Raw genomic sequence first — 18,650 nt, 5'->3', positions numbered from 1 at the left:
GATCACATCCAGGGAGCCGTCCATGACCGAGATGCCCAGCACCGGTGCCTTCGCCATCGTCCCCAGCAACGACCTGTCCGCAGCGATCCCGTTCTGGGAGCGGCTTGGCCTGGCGCGAACGGGCGGCGACGCCGACTATGTCATCATGACCGGCTGGGGTTGCGAGCTGCACCTGACCCAGGCCGGAACCGGCGCGTGGCAGGTGCCGGAGCACAATCCCTTCGGCGTCTTTCTTCGAACGCCCGAGGTCGATGCAATTGCTGCGAGGGTCGAGGATCTGATCATTCGCCCCGGCGGCGTGCTGCGCCATCGTGAGTGGGGGATGTACGAAGTCGGGATCGCCGGGCCGGACAATCTGCTGGTCCGCGTCGGCTGGCCCTCGCGCCTGATCGGGCGGTAGCGCCCCCCAGACAAAAGAACACCCGCCTTCCAGGAGAAGAAGGCGGGCGAGTGTTCGGGAGGAAAACGCCCTAAAAGGACAAGACCGATATAGCCCGGCCCAAAGCGTTTGACAACGTTGTCATCGAAATTAATTCGCCAGGTCGTGAAAGGGCTGTCGCAGGCCTAGGATCGTCGCCAGGCCTTCAGCAGGTCGGCCCGGTGCTGGGGCGCGGCCAGGCTGATCAGGGCCATGGCGCGGCGCTCCTGATCCAGCGGCCGCAGGTCGACGGCCCCGTGCTCGGTGACCACCAGCCCGGCGTCGATGGCGGTCAGGGTCGGCGGCACGGTCAGGCGCGGAACGATGCGGCTGATCGATCCGCCCTTGGCTGAAGATCCCAGGGCAATGATCGGCAAGCCGCCTTGCGACAGGTGCGCACCCCGGATGAAGTCGGGCAGGCCGCCGGGGCCGGAAATGGCCTGGCCGTCCAGCCACTCGGCATTGACCTGGCCCAGCAGGTCCACTTCCAGTACCGAATTGACGGCGGCAAAGCGGGGGATGGCGGCCATCACGGCGATGTCGTGGGTGTGCAGGGCCGGGGCCAGGGACACACCGGGCAGGTCGGCCGCCTCGCTGTAAAAGGCGCGCGAACCCAGCAAGCTGCCCACCGTCACGGCCTTGAACAGCCCGGCGCGGATCAGCTCGGCCACGGGATCGCAGATCATGCCGCTGTGCAGCGACAGGTCCGACTTGCCGGCCAGGGCCGCCCAGACCGCGTCGCCCAGCCGGCCGATACCGGCCTGCACCGTGGCACCGTCGGGGATCAGGGCGGCGATGTGCTGCACGATCGCCGCCTCCACCGCACCCGGCGGCCGCACAGCATATTCGACCAGAGGGCTTTCATGCTCGATCACCTCGTCAAAGGCCTCGATCGCCACGCTCGGCGCGCCAGGCAGGCGGGGCAGGGCGGGATTGATGACGCCGATGCGGATCGCGCAGCGCTCGAACGCAGTCGGGGCGAAATCCACGGTCGGACCAAAAGAGCAGCGCCCTTGCGCGTCGGGCGGCGTGACCATGAACAGCCCCGCCGCATAGGACGCCGCCGCCACCCGCCGGGCAAAGCCGTGATAGGTCAGGGGCAGGCGCTGATAGCAGCCAGCCTGCGCAATGGGCCGCCAGGCGGGCGACATGAACGGCCCGGCCATGCGGGCGTCAGGCCCCAGGCTGCTCCAGTCAAAGACATTGACCCCCGGAATGAAGCCGCCCTCGAACGCCGCCGACAACAGCGGCTGAAGCTGGCGCGACAGCAGCGCGGCCGCGAAGGGCTCGGCGGCCGAGGCGCTGACAAAGACGCGAGGCCGGTCGCTCACCCGCTAGCTGGCTCCCTGCCAGAATTCCAGATTGCTGATCTGGCGCTGCAGGATGGCGATGCGGGCGCGCAGGTCGCGGGTGGCCGTCAGGCTGCTGGCGGTGACGGCCTCGCGGCGCAGGGCCTCGAGCGCCCGCTCGGAATCGGCGATCTCGATCACCGCCTCGTAGCAGGCCGACCACAGGGCCCGGGCGCGATACTGCTCCATGTTCGGATCCAGGAACGGCGCGCCGTCCAGGGCCTTGGCCACGCGTTCCAGCTCGGCCAGCTGCGGGGCAAAGCCCTTGCGGGTCAGGATCTCGCGGAACGGGGCGTCGTCGTGGATGTCGTCGATCAGGGCCTCGAACAGCTCCAGCGCCAGGGGCCGCAGGCGCGGATCGCCAAACCCCACCCGCTCGATGGCCTCGTCATAGGGCCGCGCCCAGCCAGGATGGTCGATGGCAGCCACCGCGATGGCGGCGTGGAAGGGGTTGATGCGCTCGCCGATCTGGGCGCGAGCCAGGCCCCGGATGCCCGGATCGGGCGGCAGGCGCTTGCCGTTCTTCCACTCGCCGCGCGGAACAAAGGGCCGGTCGCCCCGGCCGCCGCCATAGCCGGCGCCGTCGCCCGGCGTGAAGGCCGCGCGCGGGAACAGGGCGTCCAGCTTGCCCAGCAGGTCGTCCTTGTAGGCCTGGGCCAGGTCCTTGTCGGCGATCGTTGCGGCGGCGGCGCGCAGGCGCTGTTTGAGGCCCGCCTTGCGCTCGGGCGTGTCCAGCGGCTCCAGGTCGCGCTCGCGGGTGAACAGCTGCTCGACGAAGGGCGTGGTCTGCGAGACCTGGGCCTTCAGGGCCGCCGGACCCTGCTCGCGCAGCACATCGTCGGGGTCCTTGCCGCCGGTGACCATCGAGAACTTGAACGACCGGCCGGGCTTCAGCAGGGGCAGGGCGCGGTCCATGGCCCGGCTGGCGGCCCGCTGGCCGGCCTTGTCGCCGTCAAAGCACAGGGTGGGCTCGGGATGCAGGCGCCACAGCACCTCCATCTGCTCCTCGGTCATGGCCGTGCCCATGGCGGCCACGGCCGAGATCCCGGCGCGATGGCAGGCGATGACGTCCATATAGCCCTCGACCACCACCAGGGGGGTGTTGTCCTTGGGGGCAGCGGCCTGGGCGGCGTGCAGGATCTTGCGGGCCTCGTACAGGCCATACAGCAGCCGGCCCTTGTGGAAGAGGCTGGTCTCGGGACCGTTCAGATATTTGGCCCGCGCCTGCGGATCCATGGCCCGGCCGCCGAACGACACGACCTTGCCGCGCGTGTCGGTGATCGGAAAGATGATCCGGTCACGGAACCGGTCATAGGGCGCGCCGCCGTCCTCGGGCGCGATCAGCACCCCGGCCTCGACCAGATCGCCCGGCTGGGCGCCCTTGGCGATCAGATAGTCCTTCAACCCTGTACGGTTATTGGGGGCAAAGCCGAGGTGGAAGCGGCTCCACTCGCTCTCGGGCAGGCCCCGGCGCTCCAGATAGGCCCGCGCGGCCTGGCCCACCGGGCGGCGCAGCTCGGCCTCGAACCAGGCGGCGGCCAGCTCCATCCAGTCGCCCAGGCCCTGGCGCTTGCGGTCTTCCTGGGCGGCGCGGACATCGGGCTCGGGCAGGACCATGCCGGCCTCGGAGGCCAGCCGCTCGACCGCCTCGCTGAAGGTCAGGCGTTCGGTTTCCTGCAGATAACTGATGATGTCGCCATGCTTGCCGCTGGAGAAGCAGTGATAGAAGCCCTTGTCGTCATTGACGAAAAACGAGGGGCTCTTCTCCTTGGTGAACGGCGACAGCCCCGCATACTCGCGCCCCTGCCGCCGCAGCTTCACCGACTTTCCGATCACGTCGGAAGGGCGAAGGCGGGACTTCAGTTCTTCAAGAAAGCGGTCGTCGAAGCGCATGGCGGGTGTCGTCTAGCATAGGCCATGGCGCGGGGCGTTGCAGCAACGGATCGTGAGAGCGGGGCGGGCCGAAGCCCTCTCCGGGACAGAGAGGGCCTGGCCCGCCACCGGAGGCGGAGGGCGGGTGTGCGGTTACAGCCCCACCGGAGTGAGCGCGGCGAGCATCATCGCGCCCCTGTGGCTCATGCCGCCGCCTCCGCCTCCGCCTCCGCCGTCGTCCGGCGAAGGCGCTTGGCGGCTTCGACCATGTTGACCAGGGCGGCGCGGGTCTCGGGCCACTTGCGGGTCTTCAGGCCGCAGTCGGGATTGACCCACAGCTGGCCCAGCGACAGCCTGGCCCGGGCGGCCTTCAGGAGCTCGGTCATCTCCTCGACGGCGGGCACGCGCGGCGAATGGATGTCATAGATGCCCGGCCCGATCTGCGCCGGATAGGCATAGGCCTCGAAGGCGTCCAGCAGCTCCATCTTCGAGCGGGCGGTCTCGATCGAGATGACGTCGGCATCCATCGCCCCGATCGCGGCGATGATGTCGTTGAACTCCGAATAGCACATGTGGGTGTGGATCTGGGTGTGGTCGGCCACACCTGAGGCCGCCAGGCGGAAGCTCGAGACCGCCCAGTCCAGATAGGCCGCCCAGTCGCTGCGGCGCAGCGGCAGGCCCTCGCGCAGGGCCGCCTCGTCGATCTGGATCACCTTGGCGCCGGCCGCCTCCAGGTCGACGACCTCGTCGCGGATGGCCAGGGCGATCTGCCGGCAAACCAGCGCGCGCGGCGCGTCATCGCGTACGAACGACCAGTTGAGGATGGTCACCGGGCCGGTCAGCATGCCCTTCATCGGCCTGTCGGTCAGGCTCTGGGCATAGCGCCACCACTCGACCGTCATGGCCTGGGGGCGTGAGACATCGCCAAACAGGATCGGCGGGCGCACGCAGCGCGAGCCATAGGACTGCACCCAGCCGGCCTGGGTGAAGACGAAGCCCGACAGCTGCTCGCCAAAATACTGCACCATGTCGTTGCGTTCGAACTCGCCGTGGACCAGCACGTCCAGGCCCACCTCCTCCTGCCAGGCGACCGTGCGGGCGGTCTCCTGGCGCAGGAACGCCAGATAGTCGGCGTCGCTCAGTTCGCCCTTGCCATGGGCCGAGCGCGCCTTGCGGACATCCTCGGTTTGCGGGAACGAGCCGATGGTGGTGGTCGGAAAGGCCGGCAGGTTCAGGCGCGGCTTCTGGGCGAGCTGCCGGGCCGCGAATGGCGACTGGCGCTCGGCCATGGCCGGGGTGGTCGCCGCAAGCCGCGCGGCGACCGCCGCGTCGTGAACCCTGGACGAGGTGTGGCGGGCCTCGGCCGCGGCCTGGCTGGCGGCCAACTGCGGGGCCACGCTGGCCCGGCCTTCGTTCAGCGCCCTGGCCAGGATCACCAGTTCCTCGATCTTCTGGACGGCGAAGGCCAGCCACGGGCGGACCTCCGGATCGAGGGCGACCTCCAGCTCCAGGTCGATCGGCGTGTGCAGCAGCGAGCAGGAGGGGGCCAGGATGATCCGGTCGCCGCCGCGCGCGGCGATGACGGGCTCCAGGCGATCCAGAAGGGCGGGCAGGTCCGACCGCCAGACATTGCGGCCGTCAATGACGCCCAGTGACAGCACCAGGCTCTCGCGGCTGGCGGCCAGAACCTCGTCCAGCGCCTGGGGCGCGCGCGCCAGGTCGATGTGCAGGCCGTTGATCGGCAGGTTCACGGCGGTGGTGAGGTTGTCGCCATAGCCGCCGAAATAGCTCGTCAGCAGCAGGCGCAGGCCTGGCACGGCGTGGCTCAAGGCACCGTAGGCCCGGCGCAGTTCGCCCCGCTCGAACGCGGTCAGGTCCAGGGCCAGGCAGGGCTCGTCGATCTGCACCCAGTCGGCGCCGGCGCGCTCAAGCCGGACCAGGACCTCGGCATAGACCGGCAGCAGGGCGTACAGCAGCGACAGCGGCGAGAAGCCCTCGTCCTTGGTCTTGGCCAGTTTCAGGAAGGTCACGGGACCCAGCAGCACCGGCCGGGTGTGGACGCCCTGGGCCTTGGCCTCCAGGAACTCATCGATGGGCTTGGTCGAGGTCAGGGTGAAGGTCTGGCCACGCGACACCTCGGGTGCCAGGTAGTGATAGTTGGTGTCGAACCACTTGGTCATCTCCATGGCCGGCACGCCATGACCGTCGTGATGAGCGTGACCCTGGGCGCAGGCCTCGTGCGCCGCCGCGCCTTGCGCGCCCCGGGCCATGGCGAAATAGGCGGCGGTGTCGACCGGTCCGCCGGTCCAGCCATAGTCGGCCGGAATGGCGCCGACCATCACGCTGGTGTCCAGCACGTGGTCATAGAGCGAAAAGTCGTTGCTGGGCACGTGGTCCACGCCCAGGGCGGACTGGCGGGTCCAGGCCTGGGCGCGAAGGTCGGCGGCCGTGGCCAGCAGGGTCTGGGCGTCGGTCTTGCCGGACCAATGGGATTCCAGGGCGAACTTCAGTTCGCGCCGGGGGCCGATGCGGGGAAAGCCAAGGGTGGCGACGGTGACGGTCATCTTTGAAAAACCTCTGCCGGTGTGAGGGCGGAGGCTTGATCGGGACGCGCGCAAGGGGGCGCGCACGGTCTGTCACGGACCGGACACGCCTTGGCATGCGACCAGACCGGGCACCCCGCCGGAGGACGTTATCTGTCGGGGCAGGTCTCCTGGCTCACGGGTCAACACCCCTGTCCTGGCCTTCCCGACACGCCACCGATCCAGCTTCGGCGCGTCAGTGACACGTATTGGACAGCGGCTCGCCGCTCACAGTTGCGGGGGCAGCGCCGGCCTTGGGTTTTCACGCCCGCACCGACTTCCCTCTTAGCTCCGGGCCCCAGAAGGTGCCCGCAGAACCACGACAGCGTGCTGTTAGGGCAAGGTTGGCCACCAAGTCAACAGGGATATAAGGATATCCTTATGCGATTTTCGAGGCGCGCCAGGACTTCCGCGCCGCCGTTCGCCGTCCCACGCCTGCATCGGCTCAACCGCCTGAAGCCGAAACGTCACCCCTTCTTAGATCCCGGCTAGCGTCGCGATCTCCTGCCGGAACGTCACCACCAGCACGTCGCGCAGGGCCGGGGCGGCGGGATTGTCGGGCCGGATCGGCGTGACGCCGTGCAGCACCCGCAGGTCGTCCAGCATCACCATGTCGCCCGGCGCCGTCAGGGTGAAGCTGCCGAGACTGCGACCGCCGGGGGCATAGATGTCAGTGACGCCGCTGCGCACATTGACCCGGTCGACCAGCATGACGATCACCCAGTCCACCCCGTCGCGGTGCGCGCCTTCGGGCGTGGGCAGGCCCGCTTGGCCGGCCAGGGCCTCGACGCGAAACTGATGCAGTTCCACATGCCAGGACGCGGGCGGCTGCGGCGTGATCGGATGGAAGATCGCAAGTCCCTGTTCGATGACCGCCCGGGTGATCGGATGGATGGCGATGGCGTCCGTGACCGGCTCGAACCAGCGCTGCACCCCGCCGTTCAGGGCGTTGTAATCGCGGCTCTGATAGTGCGGCTGGTGCGGCTTGCGGACGATCTGGCCGGGCGCGGCGGAAAAGGCGGCAAACCGGCGCTTTCGATAGCGACCGCCGTCGGCCATGAAGCCGTCCAGACCCAGATCGTTCCAGCTGTCGGCAAAGCCCGCCCAGTCTGCGACGGCTGCCGGCCCCAGCAGGGCGCGGGTCTCGTCGGCGGGCGAGCGCGCATAGCCCTGATCCGTCAGGGCTTGCCGCAGGGTCTGCTGCAGATTTGGGGCGCTCACGCTGCCGCCCCCGGCTGGAACGACAGCCCGCGCTTGAGGGTCTGGGCGATCCGCTCGGCCTTGGCACCGACCAGGGCCGCGCGGGGCGCATCGAACAGCTCGGCGCAGGTCAGGTGGAACAGGCCCAGCCAGGGGGTGAACAGGCCCTCGGTGAGGCCCTCAACACGCTGGTGCACGGCCATGGGCGAGCCCTTGTAGCCGCCGTCGCCGCGCAGCACGCCCGCCCAGAACCGCTTCAGCGTCGCCAGATGCTCGGGCCAGCCGTCATCGCCCACGGCCTTCTGAAAGATCGGTCCCAGGCGGTGGTGCCGCTGGACCTTGGCGTAGAAGGTCTCGACCAGGGCGTCGATCTCGGCGTCGGTGAAGGGGGGCGCAGCGGACATGGTCGTCACATAGTGCGGCGCGGCGGCCGGCCCAACCCTGATCTGTATCAAGAGCGGGGTGAGGGCGGGCGCGGAGCGTGGGGCCGGCGCCCAGGCATGTTCCCCGCAAAAGGTGTCATCCCGGACAAGTCCGGCGTGAGCCGGGCGCCGATCCGGGACCGCCGGAAGCGCCGAGTTCAGGCGTCGGTCCCGGATCTTCGCGCTGGGCGCTCGTCCGGGATGACAGCCGTGTTTGAGCGTGGGCAACAGCCCTCTCACCGTTGGACGGATCGTCTCCAACTTGACCGTTTCCGCGACCCGGCCCACTCCTGCGGCATGATCAAGTTCCCGCCGCTGAAGCCCGATTCCGACCAGATGCTGCATCTGGACGCCCTGCGCATCGTCGGGGCGGTGATGATCGTGGTCTTTCACTTCAACCGCTTCATCAATCTGGACGGCCGCTGGCAGCTGGCCGACGACACCATCAAGACCTTCAGCCTGATCGTCGACCTGTTCTTCGTGATCAGCGGCTATGTGATGGCGGCCATCTATACCGGCCGCCTGACCACTCCGGCCAAGTACGGCGACTTTCTGAAGAAGCGGGTGGCGCGGCTGGGGCCGCTGCACTGGGCCACCATGCTGGTGTTCATCGCCGTAGCGGTCGCAGGCATGGCCGGCTGGATCCAGGACCGCGATCCCCGCCGCTATGACGCCGCCTGCATCGTGCCCAACATCGTCTTCATCCACGCCTGGGGGGTGTGCAAGAGCCAGACCTGGAACTTCGTCAGCTGGGCGATCAGCGCCGAGATGGGGATGTATATCGCCCTGCCGCTGCTGTTCTGGATCACCGGCAAGGGGCGCTGGGTCACGGGCGGGCTGGCGATCCTCAGCCTGGTGATCCTGTTGCAGACCCCGCATGGCGACCGACCGTTCCATCAGTGGACCTGGGACTTCGGGGTGCTGCGGGCCGTGCCGGGCTTCCTGATCGGCATGCTGGGCTTCCAGATCCGGCCGCTGCTGGCCAGGCTGCCCTATGCGCGGTGGGTCATGTGGGGCCTGCTGGCCGTCTTCCTGATCGCCTCACCGCTGAAGGTGCCGCGCGATGTGCTGCTGCTGGTGATCTATGCCGTGGGTCTGGCCGGCATCGCCGCCGATGCGGCCGGGCCGGTGGGACCCGTGACCCGCCGACTGGCCCCCTGGGCCCAGCTCAGCTTCACCCTCTACATGCTGCACCCGATCGCCCTGAAGATGGGCCTGGCCTGGGTGGGGCTGGGGATGTGGAACCTGAACGGTGATCTGATGCGGCTGTGGGTGCTGTTCTGGGTCGTGGCCCTGTTCCCGCTGGCCTATCTGTCGCTGATCCTGTTCGAGCGCCCTGCGCGGGATTGGATCGCCAAGCTTTCCCTCTCCCAAAGGGAGAGGGCGGGGCCCGCCGCGTAGCGGTGGGAGGGTGAGGGGTTAAACCCTCAGCCGTCCCTAACCCCTCATCCTCCCACGCCTTTCGGCGCGGGCCCCTCCTTCTCCCTATGGGAGAAGGGAAATTCTATCCACCCAGGCCGGCAGCTCACGGATCGACGCCAGCTCGACATAGCGCTCATGCCCTACCGGCGCGAGCGCCGCTTCGTGGGCCCAGACCAGGGGGTAGGGGATCAGCGCGCTCCAGGCCCCGGCCTCCAGGGCGGGCAGGATGTCTGACCGCATGGAGTTGCCGGCCATAACCGCCTGACCAGCCCCGGTGCCATGCCGCTCGAACACCCGGCGATAGGTGTCGGCGTCCTTCTCCGAGACGATCTCGACGGCGGCGAACAGGTCGCCCAGGCCCGAGGCGGCCAGTTTCTGTTCCTGGTGCAGCAAATCACCCTTGGTGATCAGCACCAGCCGGTAGCGCTCCGACAGGGTCGCCAGGGCCAGCTCGACGCCGGGCAGGGGCTCGACCGGCTCGGTCAGCATCTCGCGGCCGGCGGCCAGGATCTCGCGGATCACCCGGGTGGAAACCGCCCCGTCGGTCAACTCCAGCGCGGTCTCGATCATCGACAGGGTGAAGCCCTTGGCCCCGTAGCCATAGATTCGCAGATTACGCTTCTCGGTGGCGGCCAGCTGAGCCTCGATGCGGGCCTCGTCGCCATGTTCGGCCAGCAGGTCGACAAACCGCTGGTGGGTCAGGCGAAACAGGCTTTCGCAGTGCCAGAGGGTGTCGTCGGCGTCGACGCCGACGGTGGTGACGGTCATGCGATCAGGGTCTCGTACGGCGCGATGTGACGCCTACGGATAAGGCCCCGGCCGGCGCTGCGCCAGACCTTGCGGCTTCAGAAGCTGAGGATGGCGAAGATCGCGGCGGTAATCGGCAGGCAGGCCACCAGAAGCCCGCGCAAGGCCATCTCGCCCAGGCCAAACCAGCTGACCTTGGTGGTCGGCAGGACGGTGGTGCGGGTGATGCCCAGGCTGTTCATGGCTTTGCTCCGTTGAAGCTCCACCATGAGCCTCAAGGTGTTAACGCAGCGATTAAGGACTCGGATGCGGGGGCGTGACATTTTGTTTCAATCGCGCAGGTCACCCGGCGCGTCTGCCCCCCGAACGGGGGGTTACGTCATCGCCCAGGACGGTCCCGGTTCTGGCGGCGGCCTGGCGCCGGCGCAGGCGGTGTGGGCCTTGACGACGCGTCGCAGCGAGGCCGGGAAGCGGTGCAGCTTGTTCTCCGGCCGGATCGGGCGCGCCACCAGATCGCCGCCGCAATTGGGGCAGCTGCCAAAGAATCGGTGCTCGGCGCAGTCGGTGCAGAAGGTGCACTCGAAGGTGCAGATGCGGGCCTGATCGCTGGACGGCGGCAGGTCGCGGTCGCAGCACTCGCAATTGGGGCGCAGTTCGAGCATGGGCCGTCCTCCCTTGTTCTTGTGTCTGGAATGGCTTCAAACCTAGGGGATTGAGGCTGTCGCAGGCGAGGGGCCTTTTCGCCGATCACGGGAATGTGGCACGCGGCCCGGACTCTCGTGATCGGAGGGGTTGACCCCCCACCCCACACCCCCTAGACACGCCGCCGTTTGCGCGGCGGTCGGGGTTCAGCTCCGGCCCGCTTTCTCGCGAAAACGGAACGCCCGTTTCGGGCCAGACCGCGTCCAGGAGCGCTCTAAAGAATGTCCCAAGACCTTCTCCCCGGCGTAACCGGCGTTCTGGCCCTGGCCGACGGCACCATCCTGCAAGGCGTGGGCTGCGGCGCGGTGGGCGATGCGGTCGGCGAGGTGTGCTTCAACACCGCCATGACCGGTTATCAGGAAATCCTGACCGACCCCTCCTACATGGCCCAGATCGTGGCCTTCACCTTCCCGCATGTGGGCAATGTCGGCACCAATGTCGATGACCTCGAGCAGATGTCGGGCGCGTCGGAAACCGCCGCCCGGGGCGCGATCTTCCGCGAGGTTCCGACCGTCCAGGCCAACTGGCGCGCCGACAGCGATTTCGACGGCTGGATGAAGCGTCGCGGCATGGTCGGCCTGGCCGGGGTCGACACCCGCGCCCTGACCCGCAAGATCCGCGAAACGGGCATGCCGCACGGCGTCATCGCCCACAGCCCCGACGGCGTGTTTGACCTCGACGCCCTGGTCGCCAAGGCCAAGGCCTGGTCGGGTCTGGAAGGGCTGGACCTGGCCAAGGACGCCTCGACCACCCAGACCTTTACCTGGGACGAAGGCCTGTGGTCGTGGCCGGAAGGCTACGCCAAGCTGGAGACGCCCAAGTACGAGGTCGTGGTCCTCGACTACGGCGTCAAGCGCAACATCCTGCGGGCTCTCGCCCATGTCGGGGCCCGCGCCACGGTGGTGCCGGCCAATACCTCGGCGCAGGACATCCTGGCCCGCAATCCTGACGGCGTGCTGCTGTCCAACGGCCCGGGCGACCCGGCCGCGACGGGCCAATATGCGGTTCCCGAGATCCAGAAGCTGGTCGCCAGCGGCAAGCCGGTGTTCGGCATCTGCCTGGGTCACCAGATGCTGGCTTTGGCCCTGGGCGCCAAGACGGTGAAGATGGAACAGGGCCACCATGGTGCCAACCATCCGGTCAAGGACCTGACCACCGGCAAGGTCGAGATCGTCTCGATGAACCACGGCTTCACGGTCGACAGCGCCAGCCTGCCCGGTCCGGTCACCGAGACCCACGTGTCGCTGTTTGACGGCACAAACGCCGGCATCCAGCTGACCGGCAAGCCGGTGTTCAGCGTCCAGCACCACCCCGAAGCCTCGCCCGGCCCGACCGACAGCCTGTACCTGTTCGAGCGCTTCGCGGGCCTGATGGACGCGGCGAAGTAAGACCCAAAAGCCCGGGCGAGGTTCACCAAAACAACGCCCAATTGTCACGCCCGCATCACGCGCCCGGCCGGGGCGCGTGATAGCCTTTGCCTGTTCGGTTCCAGCTCCGCATTCGCGGTCATACGGGCTTTGGCGAGGACATCATGACCCCCTACGAAAACATCGGCGGCGAGCCCATCGCCCATGCGGCGATCGACGACTTCTTCCAGCGCGCCCAGGCTGACGACCGGCTGGCCGACATCTACGGCCCGGTCATCACCGCCGGCGGCCGCGCCTTTGTCACGGCGTCTCTGGAGGCCGGCGTCGCCGGCGACCATCCCGATCTTGAGCCCGCCCTGGCCTGGCTGGCCGAGGTGGGGTTGGGCGACGAGGAACTGGACCTCGTCATCGGCCATCTGGCCGCCGCGCTGGCGTCTTTGGGCGTGGACGACGAGGCGATCGCCGACATCGCCGACCAGGCCGAAGCCCTGCGCGACACCGCCCTGGCCATGGGCCCGGAGGACGAGGACGACGAAGACGAAGACGAGGGCGAAGAGGTCGCGGCCTGACCTAAAGCGACTGGCCGTCATCGACGGTGAACACCCCGCCGGTGATGGCCGCTCCGGCGTCCGAGCACAGCAGCAGGGCCATGGCTTCCAGGTCGCTTTCGGCCATCAGGCGCTTGCGAGGGAAGCCGGCCACCAGCTTTTGCCCGCCCTCCTGGTCGAACCAGTCGCTGTTGAGCTCGGTGCGGATATAGCCCGGGCACAGGACGTTGACGTTGATGCCCTTGCGGGCCCATTCGCGGGCCAGGCTCTTGCCCATCATCGCCGTGCCGGCTTTCGAGGTGCAGTAGGCGGTGACGCCCGGCAACACCGTGTGGGCTCCGATCGAGGCCACCAGCAGCACCCGGCCCCGGCCGCTGGCGGGTGAGCCGGCGGCGATCATCCGCCGGGCACCTTCTCGGGCGGTCAGGAACATGCCCCGGGTGTTGACGGCCAGGATCTTGTCGAAGTCCTCGATGGCGATCTCGAGCGCCGAGCCCATGATGCTGATCCCGGCATTGGCGATCACGCTGTCAACGGGCCCCAGCGAAGCCTCAATAGCGTCATAGGCGGCGATCACGCTGGCCTCGTCCTCGACATCCAGGGCGAAGGCGGCGGCGGCCGGGCCGATCTGCGTCACCAGCGCTTCCAGCCGGTCGGTGCGCCGGGCCGCCAGGGCCACCTTCGCGCCCGCCGCCGCAGCGGCGCGGGCCAGCTGCGCCCCGATCCCTGACGAGGCTCCGGTGACCAGCACGACGCGGCCGGCGAGGGTTTGATCGGACATGGCTGGGCTCCCCATTTTTGTTGGCCGGGAAGGTGGCGGGGCAGGATGGGGATGTCGAGGGCGCCGTTGCGTCGCCCTTCTCCCGCAAGGGGAGATTGATCAGTACGGCAGGTCCTGCTCGGTCGGCTGCGCAGGCTCCGCGACGGGCGCCTGGATTTCCGCCTCCAGGTCGGCCGCCGTGCGGGCGAACTCGGCCGCCAGGGTTTCGTAGTAGCCGTTGCGGGGGTCGGGCTCGGTCAGGGGAGCAGGATCGGCCAGCAGCCAGTCGAAGTCGCGCACCGCCAGGGTCTCGTGGGCCCCGATCATGAACCGCCGCCAGATGCTGGCCGGGATGTCGCCGCCGACCACCTTGTTCATCGGCCTGTCATTGTCGTTGCCGACCCAGACGCCGGTCACATAGTCGGGGGTGAAGCCCACGAACCAGGCGTCGCGCCAGTTCTGGCTGGTCCCGGTCTTGCCGGCGGTGGGACGGCCGAAGGCGGCGCGCTTGGCGGTGCCCTCGGTGACCACCTTTTTCATCATCTTGACCATCATCGAGGCCCGGCCGACGTCATAGACGTTCAGCGGCGCGGGCGTCTGGCGGGCGAAGATCGGCTGGCCGCCCTGGGTGAAGATGCTCTCGATCACATAGGGCTCGATGCGGTTGCCGCCCAGCTGGAACACCTGGAATCCCGAGGTCAGCTGCAGCAGGTTCACCTCGTAGGAGCCCAGCGCCACCGACAGGTCGGGGTTGGGCGGCAGGGTCGTGATGCCAAAGCGCCGGACCAGCTCGCCGATGGCAGGACCGCCCGCTTCCTGGCCCAGTTTCACGGCGATGGTGTTGGTGGAATTGACCAGGGCCTGTTCCACGCTCATCGGGCCGCGATAGCCGCCGCTATAGTTCTCCGGTGCCCAGTCGCCGAACTTCACCGGGCCATCCACGCGGATGTCGCTGGGCAGGACGCCCTTGTTGAGGGCGGCGGCATAGACGAACGGCTTGAAGGTCGAACCCGGCTGGCGACGCGCCTGGACGGCCCGGTTGAAGGGGCTTTCGATATAGTCGGTCCCGCCGACCATGGCCCTGATCGCGCCGTCGGCTGACAGCGACAGCAGGGCCGCCTGGCTGGCGCCTGCGCCCTCGCCGTCAAAGGCGATGGCCTGGCGCACGGTCTCAACGCCCAGCCTTTGCAGGGCCGGGTCGATGGTCAGGCGCACGACCAGATCGGGCGCGTTCTGGCCGGCGATCCGCACGGCCTCGTTGGTGGCGTAGTCCAGCACCCAGCCGTAATCGCCCTCGTTCTGGACGGCCATCGGCGACAGGCGAGGGGTGTCGTCCAGGGCGCGGCTTTCCTGCTCGGCGGTGATCCAGCCCTCCTTGCGCATATTGGCCAGGACCAGCCGCGAACGGGCCAGGGCCCCCTCCATGTCGCGGTTCAGGGCCAGGCGCGAGGGCGCCTTGAGCAGCGAGGCCAGCAGGGCCGATTCCGACAGGGTCAGCTGGCTGGCGGGCTTGCCGAAATAGGTGCGGCTGGCCCCGTCGACGCCGAAGGTGTTGGCTCCGAAGAACACCCGGTTCAGATAAAGCTCCAGGATCTCGTCCTTGCTCAGCACCTGCTCCAGGCGCCGGGCCATGACCATTTCCTGCAGCTTGCGCTTGACCGTGCGGTCGGGGGTCAAAAACAGGCCCTTGGCCAGCTGCTGGGTCAGGGTCGAGGCCCCCTGCACGGTGCGGCCGGCCTTCCAGTTGACCACGGCGGCGCGGCCGATGGCATAGAGGTCGATGGGGCCATGCTTGTAGAACCGCCGGTCCTCGGCGGCCATGAAGGCCAGCGGCACATAGTTGGGCACCTGGCCCAGGGTGATGCGCTGGCCATAGCGCGGCCCCCGGCTGGCGATCACCTGGCCGTTCTTGTCCTCAAAGCGGATGCCCGGCGCGCGATTGACCGCGAACAGGGCCTCGCGAGAGGGCAGCTGGGGCGTGTCGCGCAGATATTTCCACCACACATAGCCGGCCGCCGAGCCCGCCGCGATCACGCCCAACAGCACCCCGACCAGCACCGTGATCCAGATCCAGCCATGGCGCCGGGCCTTCTTTTTGGCCTTCTGGTGGTTGAGATCGGCGCGAAACGGCTCTTCCGGCTCCTGCGGCTTTTCCGGCTCCCAGCGGTCTTCGGGCTCCGGCGGACGGGGCGCGGGCTTGGGCTCGTCGTCGTCGAAACGGTAGGGCGGGAGCGTCCAGTCGTTCACGGTGTTCGGCAAAGCCCTGTTTGGTCGCGGCGGCAATTCGGTTTAGGACGCGCGGATGGCCTCGCGCAAACCTTTCTGGGAAACCAAATCCCTCCATCAGATGACGGTCCCCGAATGGGAGAGCCTATGCGATGGCTGCGGGCTTTGCTGCCTTGTTCGCTTCGAAGACGAAGATACCGGCGAGGTGATCCCGACCCGCGTGCATTGCCAGCTGTTCGACGAGCACCGCTGCACCTGCAAGGACTATGCGAACCGCCGCAAGACCGTGCCCGACTGCATCAAGCTGACCCCGCACAATATCGAAGACCTGGCCTGGATGCCGCCCTCCTGCGCCTATCGCCGCCTGCACGAGGGCAAGACCCTGCCCGACTGGCACCCCCTGGTCACCGGCGATCCCGACAGCACCCACAAGCAGGGCATCTCGGTGCGGGACCAGACCGTCAGCGAGCTCAGCTTCACCGACGCCGAGGACGCCATGGACTTCGTGGCCACCGACCTGATGGCCGACCGTGGGGATGAGCCTTACGATCCGGAGGACTGAGCGTTTCCCTTCTCCCGCAAGAGGAGAGGGAAGAGGGTGGAGTTATCCACAGCCCCTCACGCCTTCAGAGGCTTTACCGCAGTCCGCTGACCCGCTCACAAAGCTGCTGTCATTCCGGATCGGCGCCCGGCCATACCGGGCTTGTCCGGGAAGACGGCCGTATGCGCGCCCCCCAATGCCCCGACTACGGGGATACAGCGCCCTCCATCCCCGGCGGATAGCTGACAGACCTGCATAAATTCAATCACTTGAAACTTTCTCACGGGTCTGGATCAGACGCGCCCGCTGGTCCCGTATCTTTATGCCATGGCCCAGAGAAGCGAGAGAGTTCGGGAGTGGGGCGAGACGCACCAGGACCGGCTCATGAAGGAAATGGACGCCGAGTGGGAGACCACCAAGGCCGCGACCGAGGTCGCCGCCGTGGTCCTCTCCAAACGCAAGGCGGAGACCTATGGCGTGCACGCCCGCACCACGCGGGCGATCATGGTCATGGTCGCCAAGGAACAGCCCGTCGCCCGAAAACCTGCAAAGGCGGCACCCGTGGAAGAGACCCCCATGCATGACAACATCCCTGACGACCCCGCCGAGCTTCAGGCCGCTCTTGTCGCCAAGATCGGCCGCGTTGCTGACCTCATCGAACTCAAGCGCCGAGAGGGAGGCGATCATCATCGAGGCGCTGGCGCCCCTGAGTCTCGAGGAGCAACAAGCCCTGCTCAGCGTCTGTTTGACGGAGCCGCTGCCCCACCAGCACCAGCCCGAACACCTGGACTGGTCCACCTGGCTGATGTTGGGCGGAAGGGGCGCGGGCAAGACCTTCGCCGGAGCGCGCTGGATGGTCTGGAGCGCCCTGTCTAACCCCAATCTGGCCCTGGTGGGTGCCACGCTCCACGATGTGCGCGAAGTGATGATCGACGGTCCCTCCGGCCTGCGGGCCATGAGCGGCCCAGCCTTCCAGCCCCAGTGGCAGACCTCGCGCAAGCGTCTGGTCTGGCCAAACGGCGCCGTCGCCTATGCCTTCTCGGCCGAAGACCCCGACAGCTTGCGCGGCCCGCAGTTCCACGCCGCCTGGGCCGACGAGTTCTGCGCCTGGCCCAAGCCGGCCGAAACCCTGGCCATGCTGCGGTTTGGGCTGCGGCTGGGCGAGGATCCCCGGCTGGTGATCACCACCACGCCCCGGCCGATCCGGGCCCTGAAGACTCTGATCGCCGAGCCCGGCGTGGCGCTGACAAGGGCCGGGACGGCGGCCAATGCCGACAACCTGGCCCCGGCCTTTCTCTCGACCTTGCACAGCCTCTATGGCGGCACCCGCCTGGCGGCCCAGGAACTGGAGGGCGTCATCGTCGAGGACGAGGGCGGCCTGTTCCGCGCCGAGGACCTGGCCCGCTGCCGGGGCGCGGTTCCGCCGCGTTTCGAGCGGGTGGTGGTGGCGGTCGACCCGCCGGCCACCGCCACCGGCGACGCCTGCGGCATCGTGGTGGCCGGCTGTCTGGGCGGCCGCGCCTTCATCCTGGCCGACCGCTCGGCCAGGGGCCTCTCGCCCCACGGCTGGGCCCAGACGGCGGTGGCGGCAGCGCGCGAGTTTGCCGCCCACGCCCTGGTCGCCGAAGCCAACCAGGGCGGCGACATGGTCCGCGCCGTGCTGGCCCAGGCCGACCCGCCCTGCGCGATCAAGCTGGTGCGGGCCTCGCTGGGCAAGCGGGCGAGGGCCGAACCGGTGGCGGCCCTGTACGAGCAGGGGAGGGTCATTCACTGCGGCAACTTCGCCGCGCTGGAGGAGGAACTGATGGCCCTGGGCACGGGGGATCTCGGGCACAGCCCCGACCGCGCCGACGCCCTGGTCTGGGCCGTCAGCGACCTGATGCTGGGCGGGCGCGGGGCACCGCGCCTTCGAACGCTTTGAGAATGGAGATCCTCCCCCTCTGGGGGAGGTGGCCCAGAGGGCCGGAGGGGGTCAGCTCGGCATTGGTCGCGAAGGCCCCCTCAGTCGCTCCGCGACAGCTCCCCCGGAGGGGGAGCATCTAGTTTGCCTAGATATTCAAGGATCCCGGCGGCCGCAGCATCAGGGGACGCCAAGACGTCGCGGGCGGTGATCCGAAGAGTACGAACACCGCGCGCCGCAAACCAGGCGTCCCGGATCGCATCAAGCTCGGGGTGATCATCCAGAGCGTGGTGTTCGCCATCCACTTCGACCGCCAAGCGATGCTCGGCGCAGTAGAAATCCAGAACATACGGCCCCATCGGATGCTGTTTGCGAAAGTGCAGGCCGTTCAGCCGGCTGCCTTTCAGACAGAGCCACAGCAAGACCTCGGGCAATGTGAGTTCGCCGCGCATCCGCTGGGCGTTCAGCCGGGTTCGTAGGGGAGCTTCCACGTCAGCCTCCTGCGCTGGCCCCCTCCGGCCCTCCGGGCCACCTCCCCCAGAGGGGGAGGATCTACGCCGCGACAGATGCTCCCCCTTTGGGGGAGCTGTCGCG

General features: G+C 68.3%; 18 protein-coding genes and 1 riboswitch. Of the genes, 7 read left to right on the top strand and 11 right to left on the bottom strand.

The window, feature by feature from the left end; translation table 11 throughout:
- The first annotated feature begins 22 nt into the window (after positions 1-22).
- Positions 23-400, top strand: coding sequence for a VOC family protein (locus tag ACW179_RS20605; protein WP_492061633.1), 378 nt, complete (start codon positions 23-25; stop codon positions 398-400).
- 164 nt (positions 401-564) lie between these two features.
- On the opposite strand, the gene ACW179_RS20600 is transcribed toward ACW179_RS20605, so the two are convergent.
- From ACW179_RS20600 to ACW179_RS20580, 5 genes are all read right to left on the bottom strand, one after another.
- Positions 565-1,749 (bottom strand): acetyl-CoA hydrolase/transferase family protein, encoded by a 1,185-nt coding sequence (locus ACW179_RS20600; RefSeq protein WP_492061631.1) that lies wholly within the window; start codon positions 1,747-1,749, stop codon positions 565-567.
- 3 nt (positions 1,750-1,752) lie between these two features.
- Positions 1,753-3,660, bottom strand: coding sequence for a DNA primase (dnaG, locus tag ACW179_RS20595; RefSeq protein ID WP_492061629.1), 1,908 nt, complete (start codon positions 3,658-3,660; stop codon positions 1,753-1,755).
- A 182-nt stretch (positions 3,661-3,842) separates the two neighbouring features.
- On the bottom strand, positions 3,843-6,203 hold the full coding sequence (metE, locus tag ACW179_RS20590) for a 5-methyltetrahydropteroyltriglutamate--homocysteine S-methyltransferase (protein ID WP_492061627.1): 2,361 nt from the start codon (positions 6,201-6,203) through the stop codon (positions 3,843-3,845).
- A 122-nt stretch (positions 6,204-6,325) separates the two neighbouring features.
- Positions 6,326-6,558, bottom strand: a riboswitch (cobalamin riboswitch).
- 140 nt (positions 6,559-6,698) lie between these two features.
- Complete coding sequence (locus ACW179_RS20585) at positions 6,699-7,442, bottom strand: 2OG-Fe dioxygenase family protein (protein ID WP_492061625.1); 744 nt, start codon at positions 7,440-7,442, stop codon at positions 6,699-6,701.
- Positions 7,439-7,825 (bottom strand): group III truncated hemoglobin, encoded by a 387-nt coding sequence (locus ACW179_RS20580; protein ID WP_492061623.1) that lies wholly within the window; start codon positions 7,823-7,825, stop codon positions 7,439-7,441. The genes ACW179_RS20585 and ACW179_RS20580 overlap by 4 nt, the downstream gene beginning before the upstream one ends.
- Positions 7,826-8,140: 315 nt before the next feature.
- Here ACW179_RS20580 and ACW179_RS20575 point away from each other — a divergent pair, with 315 nt between their 5' ends.
- A complete protein-coding gene (locus ACW179_RS20575; RefSeq protein ID WP_492061621.1) occupies positions 8,141-9,244 on the top strand; it encodes an acyltransferase family protein in 1,104 nt (367 codons plus the stop codon).
- Positions 9,245-9,328: 84 nt separating this feature from the next.
- Here the strand turns inward: ACW179_RS20575 and ACW179_RS20570 are convergent, their stop codons facing one another.
- From ACW179_RS20570 to ACW179_RS20560, 3 genes are all read right to left on the bottom strand, one after another.
- Positions 9,329-10,033, bottom strand: a complete 705-nt coding sequence (locus ACW179_RS20570; RefSeq protein ID WP_492061619.1) for an HAD family hydrolase — start codon at positions 10,031-10,033, stop codon at positions 9,329-9,331.
- A 77-nt stretch (positions 10,034-10,110) separates the two neighbouring features.
- On the bottom strand, positions 10,111-10,254 hold the full coding sequence (locus ACW179_RS20565; RefSeq protein WP_492061617.1) for a hypothetical protein: 144 nt from the start codon (positions 10,252-10,254) through the stop codon (positions 10,111-10,113).
- A 132-nt stretch (positions 10,255-10,386) separates the two neighbouring features.
- Complete coding sequence (locus ACW179_RS20560) at positions 10,387-10,674, bottom strand: DUF1272 domain-containing protein (RefSeq protein WP_492061616.1); 288 nt, start codon at positions 10,672-10,674, stop codon at positions 10,387-10,389.
- Between the two features lie 261 nt (positions 10,675-10,935).
- Between ACW179_RS20560 and carA the strand changes: the two genes are divergently transcribed.
- Entirely contained in the window at positions 10,936-12,102 is a 1,167-nt protein-coding gene (gene carA / locus ACW179_RS20555) for a glutamine-hydrolyzing carbamoyl-phosphate synthase small subunit (protein WP_492061614.1), read from the top strand.
- Between the two features lie 143 nt (positions 12,103-12,245).
- A complete protein-coding gene (locus tag ACW179_RS20550) occupies positions 12,246-12,650 on the top strand; it encodes a globin domain-containing protein (protein ID WP_492061612.1) in 405 nt (134 codons plus the stop codon).
- Position 12,651: 1 nt separating this feature from the next.
- Here the strand turns inward: ACW179_RS20550 and ACW179_RS20545 are convergent, their stop codons facing one another.
- Both ACW179_RS20545 and pbpC read right to left on the bottom strand, forming a co-directional pair.
- Positions 12,652-13,410, bottom strand: coding sequence for an SDR family NAD(P)-dependent oxidoreductase (locus ACW179_RS20545; RefSeq protein WP_492061610.1), 759 nt, complete (start codon positions 13,408-13,410; stop codon positions 12,652-12,654).
- A 99-nt stretch (positions 13,411-13,509) separates the two neighbouring features.
- Positions 13,510-15,636, bottom strand: a complete 2,127-nt coding sequence (pbpC, locus tag ACW179_RS20540) for a multimodular transpeptidase-transglycosylase PbpC (protein ID WP_492064363.1) — start codon at positions 15,634-15,636, stop codon at positions 13,510-13,512.
- A gap of 55 nt (positions 15,637-15,691) precedes the next feature.
- Between pbpC and ACW179_RS20535 the strand changes: the two genes are divergently transcribed.
- The 3 genes from ACW179_RS20535 (at position 15,692) to ACW179_RS20525 (ending at position 18,077) form a co-directional block, all read left to right on the top strand.
- Positions 15,692-16,177: a YcgN family cysteine cluster protein gene (locus ACW179_RS20535; RefSeq protein WP_492061608.1), complete on the top strand. Its 486-nt coding sequence runs from the start codon at positions 15,692-15,694 to the stop codon at positions 16,175-16,177.
- A gap of 363 nt (positions 16,178-16,540) precedes the next feature.
- Positions 16,541-17,032, top strand: coding sequence for a hypothetical protein (locus ACW179_RS20530; RefSeq protein ID WP_492061606.1), 492 nt, complete (start codon positions 16,541-16,543; stop codon positions 17,030-17,032).
- Complete coding sequence (locus tag ACW179_RS20525) at positions 16,962-18,077, top strand: DNA-packaging protein (RefSeq protein WP_492061605.1); 1,116 nt, start codon at positions 16,962-16,964, stop codon at positions 18,075-18,077. Before ACW179_RS20530 ends, ACW179_RS20525 begins: the two co-directional genes overlap by 71 nt.
- An 80-nt stretch (positions 18,078-18,157) precedes the next feature.
- Here the strand turns inward: ACW179_RS20525 and ACW179_RS20520 are convergent, their stop codons facing one another.
- Positions 18,158-18,547: an endonuclease domain-containing protein gene (locus ACW179_RS20520; protein WP_492061603.1), complete on the bottom strand. Its 390-nt coding sequence runs from the start codon at positions 18,545-18,547 to the stop codon at positions 18,158-18,160.
- Positions 18,548-18,650: the final 103 nt, after the last annotated feature.

The sequence above is a fragment of the Caulobacter sp. AVps18 genome (assembly GCF_058681425.1).
The sequence above is the reverse complement of the archived record's forward strand: the minus strand, read 5'-3'. Positions and strand labels throughout refer to the sequence as shown.

Coding starts and splice junctions, on each gene's coding strand:
- ACW179_RS20570 (WP_492061619.1), bottom strand. CDS start 10,033: ATGACCGTCACCACCGTCGGCGTCGACGCCGACGACACCCTCTGGCAC.
- ACW179_RS20530 (WP_492061606.1), top strand. CDS start 16,541: ATGAAGGAAATGGACGCCGAGTGGGAGACCACCAAGGCCGCGACCGAG.
- metE (WP_492061627.1), bottom strand. CDS start 6,203: ATGACCGTCACCGTCGCCACCCTTGGCTTTCCCCGCATCGGCCCCCGG.
- ACW179_RS20565 (WP_492061617.1), bottom strand. CDS start 10,254: ATGAACAGCCTGGGCATCACCCGCACCACCGTCCTGCCGACCACCAAG.
- ACW179_RS20535 (WP_492061608.1), top strand. CDS start 15,692: ATGGCCTCGCGCAAACCTTTCTGGGAAACCAAATCCCTCCATCAGATG.
- ACW179_RS20575 (WP_492061621.1), top strand. CDS start 8,141: ATGATCAAGTTCCCGCCGCTGAAGCCCGATTCCGACCAGATGCTGCAT.
- ACW179_RS20580 (WP_492061623.1), bottom strand. CDS start 7,825: ATGTCCGCTGCGCCCCCCTTCACCGACGCCGAGATCGACGCCCTGGTC.
- ACW179_RS20560 (WP_492061616.1), bottom strand. CDS start 10,674: ATGCTCGAACTGCGCCCCAATTGCGAGTGCTGCGACCGCGACCTGCCG.
- ACW179_RS20605 (WP_492061633.1), top strand. CDS start 23: ATGACCGAGATGCCCAGCACCGGTGCCTTCGCCATCGTCCCCAGCAAC.
- dnaG (WP_492061629.1), bottom strand. CDS start 3,660: ATGCGCTTCGACGACCGCTTTCTTGAAGAACTGAAGTCCCGCCTTCGC.
- carA (WP_492061614.1), top strand. CDS start 10,936: ATGTCCCAAGACCTTCTCCCCGGCGTAACCGGCGTTCTGGCCCTGGCC.
- ACW179_RS20550 (WP_492061612.1), top strand. CDS start 12,246: ATGACCCCCTACGAAAACATCGGCGGCGAGCCCATCGCCCATGCGGCG.
- ACW179_RS20545 (WP_492061610.1), bottom strand. CDS start 13,410: ATGTCCGATCAAACCCTCGCCGGCCGCGTCGTGCTGGTCACCGGAGCC.
- ACW179_RS20525 (WP_492061605.1), top strand. CDS start 16,962: ATGTTGGGCGGAAGGGGCGCGGGCAAGACCTTCGCCGGAGCGCGCTGG.